The sequence below is a fragment of the Candidatus Dorea massiliensis AP6 genome, assembly GCF_964245105.1.
In the GTDB taxonomy this organism is placed as follows: domain Bacteria; phylum Bacillota; class Clostridia; order Lachnospirales; family Lachnospiraceae; genus Laedolimicola; species Laedolimicola intestinihominis.
Genome location: NZ_CAXTKW010000001.1, coordinates 246854 through 263743, shown reverse-complemented (window position 1 = coordinate 263743; position 16890 = coordinate 246854). Strand labels below are relative to the sequence as shown.

Genomic DNA, 16890 nt, shown 5'->3' with positions numbered 1-16890 from the left:
TTATGCAGATTGTCACATTTGCGTCCATTGAGATCGGCTCTTACGAAGTGGGAATGAAAATTCTGGAGCTGTCTCAGAAGAATGGCATGAAGGAAATCGACGATATCCGTTACGGACTGGAGCTGGGCAAGGACGCCTATAACCAGAAGGAGATCAGCAATGAGATGCTAGAGGAGCTGTGCGAGGTGCTGGAGGATTTTACCCGCATCATGAAGGAATATCAGGTAGACGACTACCGGGCCTGCGCCACCAGTGCCATTCGCGAGACGCGGAACTGCCTTCTGATTCTTGATAAGATTCGTGTACGGACGGGCCTTGAGGTGGAGGTCTTAAGCAATTCCGAGCACCGGTTTCTGGGCTACAAATCCATTGCGTCCAATGAGGAATCCTTTCAGAAAATCATTCAGAAGGGAACCGCCATTGTCGATGTGGGCGGTGGCAGCATCCAGATTTCCCTGTTCGATAAGGACGCCCTTGTGTCTACTCAGAATCTGCGTCTCGGAACCATGCGTATCCGGGAGCGCCTGGCGGAGGTGGAGAACCGCACCACCCATTTCGGAGAGATCATTGAGGAAATGATCAACAACGAGTTGAAAAGCTATAAGCGGTTATATCTGAAGGAACATGAAATTAAGCATATGATTCTGGTAGGCGATTATATCAATCAGCTGGTAGACAGGGGCGGTAAGGCGAAGAGTGTATCCTTTACCCGCGAGGAATATCTGAATCTGTACGAAAAGATTCTTGCGGACGGTTCCCGGGAGAAAGCCATGGAGCGACTGGGCGGTATGGCTGAGAACATGTCTCTGGTACTGCCGGCGCTTATTATTTACCGGAAGCTGATTGAAGAGACCGGAGCAGAATTCATCTGGGTACCGGGCCTGAATATCCGGGACGGTCTGGCTTACGATTACGCGGAGCGCAAACGGATCTTTAAGCCCAGCCATAATTTTGAAAACGATATCATCGAGGCAGCCAAGAACATTGCCAAGCGCTATCAGAGTAATAAAACCCATCTTCAGGGAACGGAATATCTGGCTCTCACCATCTTCGACAAAATGAAGCGGATTCACGGTATGGAGAAGAGAGAGCGCCTGCTTTTGCAGATTGCGGTCTGGCTTCATGACTGTGGCAAATACATCAGTATGACCCATACGGCGGAATGCTCCTACCAGATCGTTATGTCCACGGAGATTATCGGTCTGTCCCATCGGGAACGGGAGATTATTGCCAACGCTATCCGGTTCGATACGGAGGAGTTTGTATCCTTCGAGGAATTTTCCATGGGCAGCAGCCTGGATCGCAACGATTATCTGCTGACGGCGAAGCTGAGTGCCATTCTTCGTGTGGCTAATTCCATGGATCGCAGCCATAAGCAGAAGTTTAAGAATGTCCGCGTTACTTTAAAGGAGCGGGAGCTCCTGGTGGTGGTGGATACGGTAGAGGACATCACATTGGAGCAGGGACTCTTCTCCCATAAAGCGGATTTCTTTGAGACTATTTTCAGTATAAAGCCCGTTATCCGGCAGAAAAGGCAGGTATAAGAGAGGATGGATAAGAAAGAATTTGCCAGACATGAGTACTACAGAAACCGGGAGTTGTCCTGGCTGGCGTTCAATGAGCGTGTGCTCAGCGAGGCGCGAGACAAAACGATTCCACTGTTTGAACGGCTGAAATTTTTAAGCATTACCGCGTCCAATCTGGATGAGTTCTTTATGATTCGTGTGGCTTCCCTGAAAGATATGGTCCATGCGGGCTATACCAAGAAGGATATTGCCGGTATGACGCCGGAGGAGCAGATCGAGGAGATTACGAAGGAGGTAAGAGGGCTGGTGGCTCTCCAGTATTCCACTTATTCCCGCTCTCTTTTGCCGGCGCTTAAGCAGAATGGTCTCCATGTAATTCAGGAGCATGAGGCCCTGACCAAAGAGGAAGCTCGCTATGTGGATCGCTATTTCCGGGACAATGTCTATCCGGTGCTGACTCCCATGGCGGTGGATTCTTCCAGACCTTTCCCGCTGATTCGCAATAAGACCCTGAATATCGGTGCGCTGCTTCAGAAAAAGGGCGAGAAGAATGCCGAACTGGAGTTCGCTACGGTACAGGTTCCGTCGGTGCTGCCCCGTATTGTGCGTCTGCCTGACAGTGAGGACGGCATAAAAAATGTGATTCTGCTGGAAGAAATTATCGAGCGGAATATGCAGCAGTTGTTCCTGAAGTATGATATCGTCAGTGCCTCTCCCTATCGTGTTATGCGAAATGCTGACCTGACCATCGACGAGGACGAGGCGGCGGATTTGCTGAAGGAAATTCAGAAGCAGTTGAAAAAGCGTCAGTGGGGCGAGGCGATCCGCCTGGAGGTGGAAGAGAAAATTGATAAGCGTCTTTTGAAGATTCTGTCAAAGGAGCTGGATATCAAAGAGCAGGCCCTGTATAAAATCAACGGACCGCTGGATCTGACCTTCCTGATGAAGATGTACGGCATGGAGGGCTTTGATAATTTAAAGCTTCCGAAGCATGTGCCTGCACCGGTGAAGGAGCTGCCCGCGGACTGTAATATTTTTGATGAGATCAGAAAGGGCGATATCCTTCTGCATCATCCGTACCAGACCTTTGATCCGGTGGTGAAGTTTGTAAAGGACGCGGCCAACGATCCGAAGGTACTGGCTATCAAGCAGACACTGTACCGTGTCAGTGGTAATTCTCCGATCATTGCAGCTCTGGCCCAGGCGGCAGAGAACGGCAAGCAGGTTTCGGTTCTGGTGGAGCTGAAGGCCCGTTTCGATGAGGAGAACAATATCATCTGGGCGAAGATGCTGGAGAAGGCGGGCGCTCATGTAATCTATGGTCTGGTGGGTCTGAAAACCCACAGTAAGATCACCCTGGTGGTACGAAGAGAAGAGGACGGCATCCGCCGTTATGTTCATCTGGGTACCGGTAACTACAACGATTCTACGGCAAAGCTGTATACCGATATCGGACTTCTGACCTGCTCCGCGCCCATTGGAGAGGATGCTACGGCAGTTTTCAATATGCTTTCCGGTTATTCGGAGCCGGAGGGCTGGAATAAGCTGTCACTGGCGCCGCTGTGGCTGAAGGATCGGTTCCTGAGTCTGATTGGACGGGAAACCGAGCATGCCAGAAACGGAGGAGAAGGACGGATTATCGCGAAAATGAATTCCCTCTGTGACCGGGATGTGATCATGGCGCTTTACGAAGCGTCCGCAGCAGGCGTACAGATTGACTTGGTTGTCCGGGGTATCTGTTGTCTGAAGGTGGGGATTCCCGGTGTTAGCGAGAATATCCGCGTGCGTTCCATTGTGGGCAACTTCTTGGAGCATAGCCGAATTTTTTATTTCTACAACAATGGTCAGGAGGAGGTCTTCTGCGCCAGCGCCGACTGGATGCCGCGAAATCTGGAGAAACGTGTGGAAATCATGTTCCCCATTGAGCGGGAGGAACTGAAGGAGGAGGTCATTCACATCCTGGATATCGAGTTAAAAGATAATGTGAAGGCTCATGTGCTGCAGCCCGACGATACCTATGAAAAGATCAACCGCCGTGGCAAAGCGCCTTTGAGCTCGCAGGATTACTTTGCGGAAGAGGCAAAGGAGAAGGCCGGGGTCGATGAACATGCGGTGAACCGCCGGGTGTTTATTCCGGAGGAACCGGTGGAGTAGATGACGGCTTTCTTGGATAAAATTAAGAATTTTATCCATAGCATTTCCGTATCGGACATGTTATAATGAACCCGTTCGACAATAAGAAGAGACCGGGAGGAGATAACATGAAAAGATTAGCAGCACTTACAATGACGCTTGTGATGGCCGTATCTCTGGCAGCCTGTGGCGGGAAAGCGCAGAGCGTAACTTATACAATGGAGCAGGACAACGAAGGTCTGAAGATGACCGACACCATGACACTGAACGCCAAAGGCGACAAAGTTCAGAAGATGGAGGAGACCATCGCGCTGGACATGACAGGCTTTGACGACGATACTCAGACCCTGATGACGGAAGCCTATGATTCTCTGGTGGAATCCTATCAGGCCGTAGATGGCGTGGAATGCACCGGAAGCGCGGCGGACGGTGTGTATACCATTGCTATCACCATTGATACCACAGGCGATGCGGTATCTAAGCTCGCTGAGCAGGGATTGCTTCAGGTAGATGGCGGTACAAACGGCATTTCTCTGGAAAAGACAGGAGAGGCACTGGAAGCAGGTGGCTATACAAAGGCAGAATAAAACAGGATGACGCAGAAGCTCCGGCGGGACTGAAAAGAACAGTTCTGCCGGAGCTTTTTCATGTAACAGGAAATTCCTATGGAATCCCCTGTTACATGAAAAATATTATCGCATAAAATTTGCGAAGTATATTTTATCTCATTCCGTGAAACAGTTTAAGCAAGCATGAATTTCTGAATAATTTCCGCAATTCCGGAATGATTGTTGTCGTGCTCGGTAATGTAGACGCCGTAAGCGTACATCTCCGGACGGGCATTCTTCATGACACAGGGGGTCTTAACCGCCTGCAGCATGGTGATGTCATTTTCCGCGTCGCCTGCGGCCAGGGTATTGTCGAGAGGCACGTTCAGGTAGTTGCAGAGCCAGCGGATGCCGCTACCCTTATTGATGCCCTCGGGAAGAAATTCCAGATATATGTCGCAGGAGAAGAACATATCAATGTGGTGTTCCTTGCTCCAGGACTCCATGTGCTCACGGAATTTCTCAAGGTTAGCGCGGTCATGCAGGTCGATGAACAGCATCTTGATGGGATCCCGGGTAATGACCTTGGTTACGTCATCCAGAACCTCATAGTTTACCATGGTAGATTTGGCATAGTACTGAATCTCCGGGTCTTCACGCTCGCAGAGAACGCCGTGATCGGAATAGGTCTGGGGATGCAGGCCGAACTTGTAAGCCTCGTCGAAGGCTTCCCGGATACAATTCTTATCCACGCCGGTCTGGAAGATGATTTTCTTCGTATGGGCGTCATAAATCAACGCGCCGTTGGAAGTGATGGCATAGCAGCCGGGCTTGTCCATGTGCAGCTTCTCCAGCTGAAAGATGGTGCTGTACAATGGGCGGCCCGTGGTGACTACTACGGCGTGACCTGCTTCGGTAGCCTTCTGAATGGCCGCCATATTCTCTGGGGTAATATTCTTGTTGTCGTCCAACAGGGTTCCGTCCAGATCCACAAATAAAATTTTCTTTTCCATGATCAAAACTCCTCATATAAATCTCTGGTACCAGAAAGATTATAGCACGAAAACATCTGGCATAAAAGCATAGTTTTGGAAAATAGAGGGATACTACATGTAGAAAAATGCCTGACCGCGCGGAAATGCTTTGTGCCATATGCTGTGGGTGGCAGCAATACGGAGGTACTAACATGAGTGAAAAACTATCTGTCAGATTAAAAGAAAATACATCCCGTCTGGACGACATCCTGAACCTGGATATCAATTTCGATATCATCCGGAAAGGCATCCGGACCGGTGGCCGGGACGCCTGCATCTACTTTATCGACGGCTTCCTGGAAGAATCCGTTATGGAAAAGCTACTGGAATTTTTTTACAAGTTAAAACCGGAGGAACTGCCCATGACCGCGCAGCAGATGGCCGATCATGTGGTTCCCTATGTGGAAGTTTCCGCCATGGAGGAACTGGACGAGATTCTGAAGAACCTGCTGTCCGGCGTCACCTGTCTCTTCATTGACGGTTATGACGCCTGTATCGGCCTGGACTGTCGTTCTTATCCCATGCGGAGTGTGGACGAGCCATCCAAGGACAAGGCCCTCCGGGGGTCAAAAGACGGCTTTGTGGAAACCCTGGTCTTCAACACAGCCCTGATTCGAAGACGAATCCGGAGCCCTCATCTGTCCATGGAAATGATGACGGCGGGAAAAACATCCGAAACGGACATCGTTCTCTGCTATATGTCCGAGCGGGTGGACCGGCGGCTCTTACGGGAGCTGAAAGGAAGAATCAGCGCGATCCGGGTAGATGCCCTGACCATGAACCAGGAGAGTCTGGCCGAGTGCATCTACGAGCGGAAATGGTATAACCCATTTCCAAAATTCAAATTCACCGAGCGCCCGGACTCAGCCTCAGCGGCTATCCTGGAGGGAAATATCGTGATCCTGGTAGACAATTCGCCTCAGGCCATGATTATTCCCACATCGATCTTCGATATCATTGAGGAGGCGGACGATTATTACTTTCCCCCGGTGACGGGCTCCTATCTTCGGCTGTCCCGCTTTCTTATTTCCATTATTACCCTGCTCCTGACGCCGACCTTTCTGCTCCTGTATCAGAACCCGGGCTGGATTCCGGACTGGCTGGCTTTTATCGTCATCAAGGACACGGTCCACGTGCCGGTGGTCTGGCAATTTCTGATGCTGGAGCTGGCCATCGACGGCCTGCGGCTGGCCGCCATCAATACGCCCAGTATGCTGAGCACGCCCCTAAGCGTGGTGGCCGGCATCGTTCTGGGTCAGTTTACGGTGGATTCCGGTTGGTTCAACGCGGAAATCATGATGTATATGGCCTTTGTAGCCATCGCCAACTATACCCAGTCCAGCTATGAACTGGGTTACGCCCTGAAATTCATGCGGCTGATTTTACTGATATTGACTTCGACATTCAATCTCTGGGGCTTTATCGCCGGATTAATCCTGACCGCAGCTGCTATCGTCGGCAATAAGACCGTGGCCGGAAAAAGTTATATCTATCCGCTGTTCCCGTTGAATCTGACACAGTTGAAAAAACGGTTCCTGCGGTTGCGGCTGAAGGAGTAGAAAGAGGAAGAATGTGAAGAAAAAGCACTGCTTTGGTAAAAATCAAGGCAGTGCTTTTTGTTACGAAGTATCCGTAAGGAGCCGCCGGTGGCAGATCCTGTAGGTGACGGTTCACAAAAAAGCCCGGGTATGTTATGATACTGACAGAACACCGGGGAGGATAGAGTATGAGTCGATATTTTCCACTGTTTGTGGATCTGGAACAGAAAAAAATCGTTGTGGTGGGCGCAGGCCGTATTGCGGAGCGGCGGATTCAGACGCTGCTTTCCTTTGAAGCTCAAATTACCGTCATTGCGCCGGAGGCGTCCGTGAAAATCCGGAAGCTTGCAAAAGAAGGCCGGCTTCATTGGCAGCAGGAACGATGGAGTCCGGAAGCGGAGAGCTTTCTGGATGGAAGCCTGTTTGTATTGGCGGCGGTGGATGACGGGGCGGTCAACAAAGCGGTCTTTCGCGCCTGTCGGGCGCGCGGCATTCCGGTCAATTGTTCCGACGATCGGACACGCTGCGATTTTTATTTTCCGGGCATCGCGGAAGGCGGCGGCGTCACCGCAGGCGTTACGGCGGGCGGGACGGATCACCGGCTGGCCAGGGAAGCCACCGAACGCATTCGGAAGTGTCTGGCAGAAATATGAAAAAGATGATCTATTTTTGAGAGAATATGGTATACTGCTAGGAGAGAAAAAGATACCGAAAAGAGGAGTTGAGATTATGGATATGAACATCAGACCGCGCCGCCTTCGGAACGGCGCCAACTTACGGAAAATGGTGCGGGAGACCAGGATGGACAAGAGTTCCCTGATTTACCCGATGTTTGTAAAAGAAGGAACCGGAATCAAAGAGGAGATTCCTACCATGCCGGGTCAGTACCGTTACAGTATCGACCAGCTTCCCTACGCACTGGAGGAGCTTGTGAAAACGGGCGTGGGCAGCGTCATGTTTTTTGGTATTCCCGATCACAAGGATGCTTGCGGAAGCGGCGCTTACGATGAAAATGGCATCGTGCAGAAGGCGTTCCGGGAAGCGAAGAAGCAGTTCCCGGATTTGTACTGCATTGGCGACGTCTGCATGTGCGAGTACACATCCCATGGCCACTGCGGTATTCTCCATGGCGAATATGTAGATAATGATAAGACTCTGGACTATCTGGCGAAGATTGCCCTGTCCCAGGTGCAGGCCGGTGCGGATATGGTAGCGCCTTCTGATATGATGGATGGCCGTGTGGCAGCCATCCGCTCTATCCTGGACAGCAATGGTTATGTGGAAACACCGATTATGTCCTACGCGGTGAAGTACGCATCTGCGTTTTACGGACCTTTCCGCGACGCGGCAGGCAGTGCTCCGGCCTTTGGCGACCGTAAGTCCTATCAGATGGATTACCACAACCGCCGGGAGGGCGTCAAAGAGGCCCTTCTTGACGTGGAAGAGGGAGCGGATATCATCATGGTGAAACCGGCCATGAGCTATCTGGACGTCATTGCCGAGGTGAAGGAAAATATCGTTCTTCCGGTGGCAGCCTACAGCGTCAGCGGCGAGTATGCCATGATCAAGGCGGGCGCGTCTCTCGGCTATATCGATGAGGCTTCCATCATCTGCGAGACCGCGGCCAGCGCGTACCGGGCAGGCGTAGACCTGTACCTGACCTATTTTGCGAAAGAGATCGCTGGCTTTATGGACGAAGGGAGAATTGGCTAATGAACAAATCAGAAATGCTTTTTGCAGAAGCAGTAGAACATATCCCCGGCGGCGTAAACTCGCCGGTGCGGGCTTTTGGCTCTGTCGGTGAGACGCCCCGGTTTATCGCGTCGGCAAAGGGCGCGTATATGACAGACACAGACGGTCAGACCTATCTGGACTTTGTAGGATCCTGGGGTCCTATGATCCTGGGTCACAATCATCCGAAGGTATTGGCGGATGTGCTGGAGGCCTGCCGGGAGGGCTTGAGCTTCGGTGCGGCCACCGAGCGGGAGGTGGAGATGGCAGAGCTGATCTGCAGTATCGTTCCTTCTATAGAAATGGTTCGTATGGTAAACTCCGGTACCGAGGCTGTTATGAGTGCTATCCGCGCGGCCAGAGGTTTCACCGGCCGCAATAAGATTATCAAATTCGCGGGCTGCTATCACGGCCACAGCGACGCCATGCTGGTAAAGGCAGGATCCGGAGTCATGACCGCGGGAATTCCGGACAGTGCGGGCGTTCCGGCAGGCTGTACCCAGGATACGCTGACGGCAGTATACAACGATCTGGACAGCGTACAGGCCATTTTTGACCAGTTCAAGGGCGAGGTAGCGGCAGTCATCGTAGAGCCGGTGGCGGCCAATATGGGCGTGGTGCTTCCGAAGAAGGGCTTCCTTCAGGGGCTTCGCAGACTCTGTAATGAGAACGGAAGCCTGCTCATTTTCGATGAAGTTATTACAGGCTTCCGCCTGAGCCTCTCCGGTGCCCAGGGGTATTTTGACATTGAGCCGGATCTGACCACCTTTGGTAAGATCATCGGCGGCGGTATGCCGGTGGGCGCTTACGGCGGCAGAAAAGACGTGATGAAGCTTATCGCTCCCAGCGGCCCGGTTTACCAGGCGGGAACCTTAAGCGGCAACCCGGTGGCCATGGCGGCCGGACTGGCTCAGTTAAAGCTTTTACAGGAGACGCCGGAATTCTACGAGGAACTGAACCATAAGGCGGATGTATTCTTTGAGGGTATGCAGGAGGCAGTGCGTGAGGCAGGCAAACCCTGGGTGGTGAACCATATCGGCTCTCTGGGAAGTATCTTCTTTACCGACGGCCCGGTGACTAATTATGCGGAGGCAAAGACCTCGGATACGGCAAAATTCGGGGAGTATTTCTCTTATATGATACAGAACGGCATTTATCTGGCGCCGTCCCAGTTTGAGGCTATGTTCCTGTCCGCAGCCATGACAGAGGACGAACTGGAGAAGACACTGGATATTTTCAAGGCGTACCTTGGTCAGCGCTAAGCAGAAGGAGGACATACTATGGATAAGAAAAAATACGTAGCTTATGTGGGAACTTATACCCATGGCAACAGTGTGGGGATTCATCTTTTTGATCTGGACGTGGAAAATGGTACCATGAAGGAGCGCAAGGTTATCCCGATTAACAATCCTTCTTATATCAAAATGTCCCACAACGGAAAATTCCTGTATTCCATCGCCGACGAGGGCGTGAGATCCTTTACGGTGCAGCCGGACGGGGATCTGGTTCCGTTAAATTGCGCCAGCATCGAAGGCATGCGCGGCTGTTATCTGTCCACTGATAAGGATGACAGATACCTGTTCGTGGCAGGCTGGCATGACGGCAAAGTGACAGTCATGCGTCTCAATGAGGACGGTACAGTGGGAGAAATGACTGACGAGGTATTCCATAAGGGTCTGGGCAGCGTGGCCGAGCGGAATTTCCGCCCCCATGTAAACTGCGTGAACCTGACGCCGGACGGAAAGTATCTCTGCGCGGTGGATCTGGGAACTGATCAGATCAAAATCTATAAATTTGACCACCGTACCGGTAAAATCGAGCTTTTGGATCTGCTGTTCTGTGAACTGGAGTCTGCGCCCCGGATCATCAAATTCAGCAGAAGCGGAAAATTTGCCTATGTGATCAGTGAGCTGAAGAATTATATTACGGTCTACAGGTACGACGGAAGCGGAAAGAACCCGGTATTTGAGGAGATTCAGAAGGTTTCCACGCTGAATGATTACCATTCCGCCACCAGCGCGGCCTGCGCCCTGCGTTTTTCCAGAGATGATACGAAGCTCCTGTGCACCAATGCCGGGGACAATACGGCAGGTCTTTTCCATGTGGATACAGAGACCGGACTGCTGGAGAAAATCTGTATTCTGCCGATTAGTGGGGACTACCCGAAGGCCATTGATTTCTTCCCGGATAATAAGCACATCATGTCGCTGAACCATGAGAGCAATACCATCACCACCTTTGAGGTGCATTATGACAAAAACTATTTTACGGCCAAGGGAAAACCGATCTCCATTGAGACGCCCAACTGTGTTCTGGTGGCTGAGATCGAAGGGTAGTGGGGATGGATAAACTACTACAATTTGCAGACCCCACGCGCATACGCGTGGGCTCCTGCTTTGCAGGAGGATACAGGAGAAAAATTTCTGCCCTTACATGCGAGCATGACGTGCAGAAGTTTTTCTCCTGTATCGTCTGCAAACCATAGCCTTGTACCCTTAAAAGTACAAATTATTTCCTGTCAGGGCTTGCAAAATATGGCGAAAGCACCTAAAATGGAGATAGAATTATGGTGTACATTGTGAAATGTACTGTGAGCCGGCGAAGGGCAGCTTTTGTCGGCTCATAGAACTGTAATAAATTATTTACAAGAAAAGGAGAATGTATCATGAAATTTGTTGTTGAAACCTCAGCACGTCACGTACATGTAACACAGGAGGATCTGGAGACTCTGTTCGGTAAGGGTCATGAGCTGACCAAGAAGAAGGATCTGTCCCAGCCGGGTCAGTTTGCCTGCGAAGAGAAGGTAACCATCGTAGGAAGCAAGAAAGAGATGAAGGCTTCCATCCTGGGACCGGTTCGTCCGGAGACACAGGTAGAGCTGTCCCTGACAGACGCGCGTTCCATCGGCGTAGACGCTCCGATCCGCGAGTCCGGCGATGTTGCAGGCAGCGGCGCATGTAAGCTGGTAGGACCGGCAGGCGAGGTTGAGCTGAAGGAAGGCGTAATCGCAGCAAAGCGTCACATCCATGCAACTCCGGAAGATGCTGAAAAACTCGGCGTAAAGGATAAGGATGTCGTATCCGTAAAGATTGATACCGAGGGCAGAAGTCTGGTATTCGGCGATGTAGTTGTTCGTGTAAGCCCGAAGTACGCTCTGGCTATGCACATCGATACCGACGAGTCCAACGCAGCAGCTTGCGGACGCGAGGTATTTGGTGAGATCGTAAAATAGTCGCGAAGGCAATGAGCAGTGCGTCAGATGGCGAAAACTCAGATGTCATGCTTGCATGAGCAGATGAGCTTTAGACAGATGACATAGGGCGAAGCCCGCGCACGAGTGAGCCTGCTCATGAGTGCCACTGCGAAGTAAATATGAATTAAGGAGAATACATAGCTATGAAAATCTTAGTAATCAACTGCGGAAGCTCCTCTCTGAAATATCAGCTGATCGATATGGAGAATGAGTCTGTAATGGCAAAGGGTCTCTGCGAGAGAATCGGAATCGAGGGTTCCAAGCTGACACATAAGGCAAACGGCAAGGAAATGGTAATCGAGCAGGCTATGCCGGCACATACCGAAGCAATCAAGCTGGTTATGCAGGCCCTGGTAGATCCGGAGTACGGTGTAATCAAGGATACCAAGGAGATCTCTGCAGTCGGACACCGCGTTCTGCACGGCGGAAAGGTTTACAGCGATTCTATCGTAGTTGACGAGGACGTAAAGCGCGTAATCCGCGAGTGCTTCGACCTTGGACCGCTGCATAACCCGGCGAACCTGATGGGTATCGAGGCATGCGAGGCAGCTATGCCCGGAACTCCGAACGTAGCAGTATGGGATACCGGATTCGGTATGAAGATGCCGGAGAAGGCATACCTCTATGCAATCCCCTATGAGTACTATGATAAATACAGCATCCGTCGTTACGGCTTCCATGGCACCAGCCATCTGTTCGTATCCGGCGAGGTTCTGAAGTTCGCTGAGCTTGACCCGGAAAAGGGCAAGGTTATCGTATGTCACCTGGGCAACGGAGCAAGTATCTCCGCATCTATCGGCGGCAAGTGTGTAGATACCTCCATGGGTCTTACCCCACTTGAGGGTCTGATTATGGGTACCAGAAGCGGCGATGTAGATCCGGCTGTTATTCAGTTCATCTGCAACAAAGAGGGCAAGGACGTTAATGAGGTTCTGAATATTCTGAACAAGAAGTCCGGTATCCTTGGCATGAGCGACGGCATCTCCAGCGATTTCCGTGATGTAGGAAAGGCAGCAGAGGAAGGCAACCATCATGCACAGGTAGCTCTGGATGCATTCATCTACCGTGTAGCAAAGTACATCGGCGCGTACACAGCAGCCATGAACGGCGTAGACGCTATCGCATTTACAGCAGGCGTAGGCGAGAACGATATCGAGAGCCGTAAGAAGATCTGTGAGTACCTGGGATATCTGGGCGTAGAGATCGACGACGAGGCAAATAACTGCCGTGGTAAGGTGCAGATGATCTCCACTCCGAACTCCAAGGTTAAGGTCATGATTTACCCGACCAACGAGGAACTGGCTATCGCCCGTGAGACACAGCGTCTGGTAAAATAATTTATTAGAAATAATTTTCCGTTGTAAGTGAAAATTACTTGACAAACCACTGCTGGGTAGTTATAATAGCCTAGTGTGCATTAGGAGAGAACTATGCTGATCAATTTGACAGATGTTTTGTCCTGTGAGGAAAAAGTGGTTAAGAGGACAGTGGAGACGGAGCTTCGGTCTTTTGACATAAGCCTGGGAAGCTTTCCCCTGACGGAGGAACGACCGCTTACACTGGTGCTTACGAATCTCGGCAATGATAAATTGCTGCTTGAGGGTGAGTTCGCGGTGAAGGCGCAGATTCCCTGTGACCGCTGTCTGACGGAAGTGGACGTGCCGATTGAAGTTTCTTTTTCAAAGGAAGTGGATATGAAGCAGTCTGCGGAAGGAAGAATCGACGATCTGGACGAAACCGATTTTATCAATGGATACAACCTGGACACAGACAAACTGGTGTATGGAGAGCTTCTGGTCAACTGGCCCATGAAGACCCTCTGCAAGCCGGACTGCAAAGGTATTTGCAGAAAATGCGGGAAAAACCTGAATGAAGGTCCCTGCGGCTGTGATACGGTGGAGTTGGATCCGAGAATGGCGGTTATAGCCGAAATTTTTAAAAACAGTAAGTAAATCAGAGGAGGTGTAACCTATGTCTATTTGTCCTAAGAATAAATCTTCCAAAGGTAGAAGAGATAAGAGAAGAGCAAACTGGAAAATGAGTGCAATGAATCTTGTAAAGTGCAGCAAATGCGGCGCCCTGATGATGCCTCATCGTGTTTGCAAGTCCTGCGGATCTTACAATAAAAAAGAGATCATCGCTCAGGATTAATTCTGACGAAAAGAGATGGAGCAGTAGAGCCGTAAGACTTTACTGCTCTGTTTTTCTGAAAGACAGAAAATCGAACAAATAGTTTTAAAAATGTATTTGTAAAAATACAAGAAAAAGTGAAAAAAGTGCTTGCATTTCTCCGGAAACTATTATATACTAAACAAGTCGCAAGCGCGAAAGAGAAAATGGTCGATTGGTCAAGCGGTTAAGACGTCGCCCTCTCACGGCGAAAACAGGGGTTCGATTCCCCTATCGACTGCTAGAAAACCCTTGAATTTCAAGGGCTTTTTTGTGTCTTAAAACCAAAATATGAGAGTTACATGCTATTGTGTGGCGGTTCGATGTGAATTTCGCATAATACCTGCATAGGAACGGTTCCTTGCAGAGAAACTAAGGGCATGAAACGAAGATATGAAGTCCTTATCATACTATTTATCATTGTGCTGACTATACCGCTGGCCAGAGGCCGTGGACTTACAGAGACGAATTTTTCAGTTCTGGGTAATCGAGGCAGCAGGCGGATATGTTTCCTGCTCTGGGCTGCGCTGGTGGGAAGTTATCTGTATTTATATATAGAAGAAATATCGGAGCTGGCAAAATGCGCAGACAGGACGCAGGAATGGCTGACAGGCCTGGCGCTGGCAGTATTTCTGTGTGGAATTGGTCTGCCCTATCGCACGAGACTGGTTCCCCTTATGGCGCGTATCCACGTATATCTGTCCGTGGGCGGAACCATTCTATATCTGTTCTGCATCAGGCGTCTCCTTATTCTGCTGGAACGACAATACGGGACAGGGTTTCGCATAGAAAAGTGGATTGCGATATCTATGACAGCCGTAGGAGTCTTTCTGTACATTTATGTCGGTATTATTTCCAGTCTGCTGGAAATCTACGTAACCCTGGGAAGCTGCATCTACCTGTACAGACTCAGACGAAAAATAGAAAAATGGGTTTGTAAAAGCAAAACGAGTATGTTATACTATTAAAGTTGAAAACAGAACATTTGTACGGGACGTCCCGTGACTATAAAATCAGGAGTGAACAACATGGCAAATCAAACAACCTACGACGCAGGCAGCATCTCCGTTCTGGAAGGACTGGAGGCGGTACGTAAAAGGCCCGGCATGTATATTGGCAGCGTGTCCCGCAAGGGCCTGAACCATCTGATCTATGAGATTGTGGACAATTCCGTGGACGAACATCTGGCGGGCTTCTGTTCGAAAATCAGTGTATATCTGGAGAAGGACGGATCCTGTACTGTGACGGACAATGGCCGTGGTATTCCCGTGGACATGCACGCCAAGGGCGTATCCGCGGAGCGTTTGGTATTCACGACCCTGCACGCAGGAGGCAAATTCGACGATTCTGTATACAAGACCAGCGGCGGTCTCCACGGTGTGGGTTCCTCTGTTGTCAATGCCCTTTCTACATACCTGGATATCGAAATCAGCAGGGACGGCTGCGTACATCACGATCATTACGAGCGGGGTATCCCCACCATTGAACTGGAGGAAGGCCTGCTTCCGAAGCTTCGCCGCACCCGCGAGACCGGAACGAAGATTAATTTTCTGCCGGATCCGGAGATCTTCGATAAGACCCGTTTTCAGGCGGAGGAGGTCAAGAGCCGTCTCCACGAGACTGCTTATCTGAACCCGGAGCTGACGATTATCTTCGAAGATCGCAGAGGCGACGAGGTCGAGCATGTGGAGTACCATGAGGAAAATGGCATCATCGGTTTCGTGGAGGACCTGAATAAGAACAAGGAGACCGTTCACGAGGTTGTTTATTTCAAGGGCGAGTCCGAGGGCATTGTAGTTGAGGGTGCGTTCCAGTATGTGAATGAGTTTCATGAGAACGTCCTGGGTTTCTGTAACAATATTTACAATGCTGAGGGCGGCACTCACCTGACCGGTTTCAAGACCATCTTTACCACGGTCATCAATAATTACGCCAGGGAGCTTGGCATCCTGAAGGAGAAGGACGCGAACTTCACCGGCGCGGATGTGCGAAACGGTATGACTGCGGTCATTTCCATCAAGCATCCGGCTCCCCGTTTCGAGGGCCAGACCAAGACCAAGCTGGATAACCAGGACGCTTCCAAGGCCACAGCAAAGGTCACCGGAGACGAGATTGTCCGCTATTTCGACCGCAACCTGGAGACCTTAAAGAGCGTTATCGGCTGTGCGGAAAAGGCGGCGAAGATCCGTAAGACCGAGGAACGTGCCAAGACCAATCTCCTGACCAAGCAGAAATATTCCTTCGATTCCAACGGCAAGCTGGCCAACTGTGAGAGCCGGGACGCTTCCAGATGCGAGATTTTCATCGTGGAGGGAGATTCCGCAGGCGGTTCTGCCAAGACAGCCCGCGACCGGAATTTTCAGGCCATCCTGCCGATACGAGGCAAGATCCTGAACGTGGAAAAGGCCAGTATCGACAAGGTTCTGGCCAACGCCGAGATTAAAACCATGATCAACGCCTTTGGCTGCGGTTTTTCCGAAGGCTACGGCAATGACTTCGATATTACAAAGCTGCGCTACGATAAGATCATTATCATGGCCGATGCGGATGTGGATGGAGCGCATATTTCCACGCTGCTATTGACCCTGTTTTACCGGTTCATGCCCGAACTGATTTACGATGGCCATGTCTATATCGCCATGCCGCCTCTCTACAAGGCCATGCCGGCCAAGGGTCAGGAAGAGTACCTGTACGATGACAAGGCCCTGGAGCAGTACCGGAAGCGCCATAAGGGCAGTTTTACCCTGCAGCGCTACAAAGGTCTGGGAGAGATGGACGCGGAGCAGCTCTGGGAGACGACTCTGAACCCGGCGACCCGTATCTTAAAGCGCATTGAGATCGAGGACGCCCGTATGGCCTCCAGCGTCACGGAGATGCTGATGGGAACGGAAGTACCGCCCAGACGGGCATTTATCTACGAGCACGCCCGCGACGCGGAGTTGGACATATAAAGGGAGG

At 50.9% G+C, this 16890-nt stretch carries 15 protein-coding genes and 1 tRNA gene; 15 read left to right on the top strand and 1 reads right to left on the bottom strand.

Features of this window, described 5'->3' with window-relative positions:
• Positions 1-2: 2 nt before the first annotated feature.
• From ACESZP_RS01480 to ACESZP_RS01470, 3 genes are all read left to right on the top strand, one after another.
• Positions 3-1544, top strand: a complete 1542-nt coding sequence (locus ACESZP_RS01480; RefSeq protein ID WP_178038401.1) for a Ppx/GppA phosphatase family protein — start codon at positions 3-5, stop codon at positions 1542-1544.
• 6 nt (positions 1545-1550) lie between these two features.
• On the top strand, positions 1551-3680 hold the full coding sequence (locus ACESZP_RS01475) for an RNA degradosome polyphosphate kinase (protein ID WP_499707817.1): 2130 nt from the start codon (positions 1551-1553) through the stop codon (positions 3678-3680).
• A 107-nt stretch (positions 3681-3787) separates the two neighbouring features.
• Positions 3788-4246 (top strand): DUF1307 domain-containing protein, encoded by a 459-nt coding sequence (locus ACESZP_RS01470; protein ID WP_499707815.1) that lies wholly within the window; start codon positions 3788-3790, stop codon positions 4244-4246.
• Between the two features lie 155 nt (positions 4247-4401).
• Here the strand turns inward: ACESZP_RS01470 and ACESZP_RS01465 are convergent, their stop codons facing one another.
• Complete coding sequence (locus ACESZP_RS01465; RefSeq protein ID WP_499707814.1) at positions 4402-5220, bottom strand: Cof-type HAD-IIB family hydrolase; 819 nt, start codon at positions 5218-5220, stop codon at positions 4402-4404.
• 173 nt (positions 5221-5393) lie between these two features.
• Here ACESZP_RS01465 and ACESZP_RS01460 point away from each other — a divergent pair, with 173 nt between their 5' ends.
• From ACESZP_RS01460 to ACESZP_RS01405, 12 genes are all read left to right on the top strand, one after another.
• Positions 5394-6800, top strand: coding sequence for a spore germination protein (locus ACESZP_RS01460; RefSeq protein ID WP_178038405.1), 1407 nt, complete (start codon positions 5394-5396; stop codon positions 6798-6800).
• Between the two features lie 167 nt (positions 6801-6967).
• Positions 6968-7432, top strand: coding sequence for a precorrin-2 dehydrogenase/sirohydrochlorin ferrochelatase family protein (locus ACESZP_RS01455; RefSeq protein WP_349164642.1), 465 nt, complete (start codon positions 6968-6970; stop codon positions 7430-7432).
• Between the two features lie 76 nt (positions 7433-7508).
• Entirely contained in the window at positions 7509-8492 is a 984-nt protein-coding gene (gene hemB / locus ACESZP_RS01450) for a porphobilinogen synthase (RefSeq protein ID WP_178038407.1), read from the top strand.
• Entirely contained in the window at positions 8492-9772 is a 1281-nt protein-coding gene (gene hemL, locus ACESZP_RS01445; RefSeq protein WP_178038408.1) for a glutamate-1-semialdehyde 2,1-aminomutase, read from the top strand. The genes hemB and hemL overlap by 1 nt, the downstream gene beginning before the upstream one ends.
• Before the next feature lie 18 nt (positions 9773-9790).
• Complete coding sequence (locus tag ACESZP_RS01440; protein ID WP_178038409.1) at positions 9791-10846, top strand: beta-propeller fold lactonase family protein; 1056 nt, start codon at positions 9791-9793, stop codon at positions 10844-10846.
• Positions 10847-11175: 329 nt separating this feature from the next.
• Positions 11176-11742, top strand: a complete 567-nt coding sequence (gene pduL, locus ACESZP_RS01435) for a phosphate propanoyltransferase (protein WP_349164638.1) — start codon at positions 11176-11178, stop codon at positions 11740-11742.
• 164 nt (positions 11743-11906) lie between these two features.
• Positions 11907-13100: an acetate/propionate family kinase gene (locus ACESZP_RS01430; protein WP_178038411.1), complete on the top strand. Its 1194-nt coding sequence runs from the start codon at positions 11907-11909 to the stop codon at positions 13098-13100.
• A 93-nt stretch (positions 13101-13193) separates the two neighbouring features.
• Positions 13194-13715, top strand: a complete 522-nt coding sequence (locus tag ACESZP_RS01425) for a YceD family protein (RefSeq protein ID WP_499707812.1) — start codon at positions 13194-13196, stop codon at positions 13713-13715.
• A 19-nt stretch (positions 13716-13734) separates the two neighbouring features.
• Positions 13735-13914, top strand: coding sequence for a 50S ribosomal protein L32 (gene rpmF / locus ACESZP_RS01420; RefSeq protein WP_158364437.1), 180 nt, complete (start codon positions 13735-13737; stop codon positions 13912-13914).
• A gap of 187 nt (positions 13915-14101) precedes the next feature.
• Positions 14102-14173: transfer RNA gene (locus tag ACESZP_RS01415), tRNA-Glu, on the top strand.
• A gap of 139 nt (positions 14174-14312) precedes the next feature.
• Positions 14313-14900, top strand: coding sequence for a hypothetical protein (locus tag ACESZP_RS01410; RefSeq protein WP_499707811.1), 588 nt, complete (start codon positions 14313-14315; stop codon positions 14898-14900).
• 60 nt (positions 14901-14960) lie between these two features.
• Positions 14961-16883: a DNA gyrase/topoisomerase IV subunit B gene (locus ACESZP_RS01405; protein WP_499707810.1), complete on the top strand. Its 1923-nt coding sequence runs from the start codon at positions 14961-14963 to the stop codon at positions 16881-16883.
• Positions 16884-16890: the final 7 nt, after the last annotated feature.

Coding starts and splice junctions, on each gene's coding strand:
- ACESZP_RS01440 (WP_178038409.1), top strand. CDS start 9,791: ATGGATAAGAAAAAATACGTAGCTTATGTGGGAACTTATACCCATGGC.
- ACESZP_RS01410 (WP_499707811.1), top strand. CDS start 14,313: ATGAAACGAAGATATGAAGTCCTTATCATACTATTTATCATTGTGCTG.
- pduL (WP_349164638.1), top strand. CDS start 11,176: ATGAAATTTGTTGTTGAAACCTCAGCACGTCACGTACATGTAACACAG.
- ACESZP_RS01465 (WP_499707814.1), bottom strand. CDS start 5,220: ATGGAAAAGAAAATTTTATTTGTGGATCTGGACGGAACCCTGTTGGAC.
- ACESZP_RS01475 (WP_499707817.1), top strand. CDS start 1,551: ATGGATAAGAAAGAATTTGCCAGACATGAGTACTACAGAAACCGGGAG.
- ACESZP_RS01455 (WP_349164642.1), top strand. CDS start 6,968: ATGAGTCGATATTTTCCACTGTTTGTGGATCTGGAACAGAAAAAAATC.
- hemL (WP_178038408.1), top strand. CDS start 8,492: ATGAACAAATCAGAAATGCTTTTTGCAGAAGCAGTAGAACATATCCCC.
- ACESZP_RS01460 (WP_178038405.1), top strand. CDS start 5,394: ATGAGTGAAAAACTATCTGTCAGATTAAAAGAAAATACATCCCGTCTG.
- ACESZP_RS01425 (WP_499707812.1), top strand. CDS start 13,194: ATGCTGATCAATTTGACAGATGTTTTGTCCTGTGAGGAAAAAGTGGTT.
- ACESZP_RS01480 (WP_178038401.1), top strand. CDS start 3: ATGCAGATTGTCACATTTGCGTCCATTGAGATCGGCTCTTACGAAGTG.
- ACESZP_RS01405 (WP_499707810.1), top strand. CDS start 14,961: ATGGCAAATCAAACAACCTACGACGCAGGCAGCATCTCCGTTCTGGAA.
- ACESZP_RS01470 (WP_499707815.1), top strand. CDS start 3,788: ATGAAAAGATTAGCAGCACTTACAATGACGCTTGTGATGGCCGTATCT.
- ACESZP_RS01430 (WP_178038411.1), top strand. CDS start 11,907: ATGAAAATCTTAGTAATCAACTGCGGAAGCTCCTCTCTGAAATATCAG.
- rpmF (WP_158364437.1), top strand. CDS start 13,735: ATGTCTATTTGTCCTAAGAATAAATCTTCCAAAGGTAGAAGAGATAAG.
- hemB (WP_178038407.1), top strand. CDS start 7,509: ATGGATATGAACATCAGACCGCGCCGCCTTCGGAACGGCGCCAACTTA.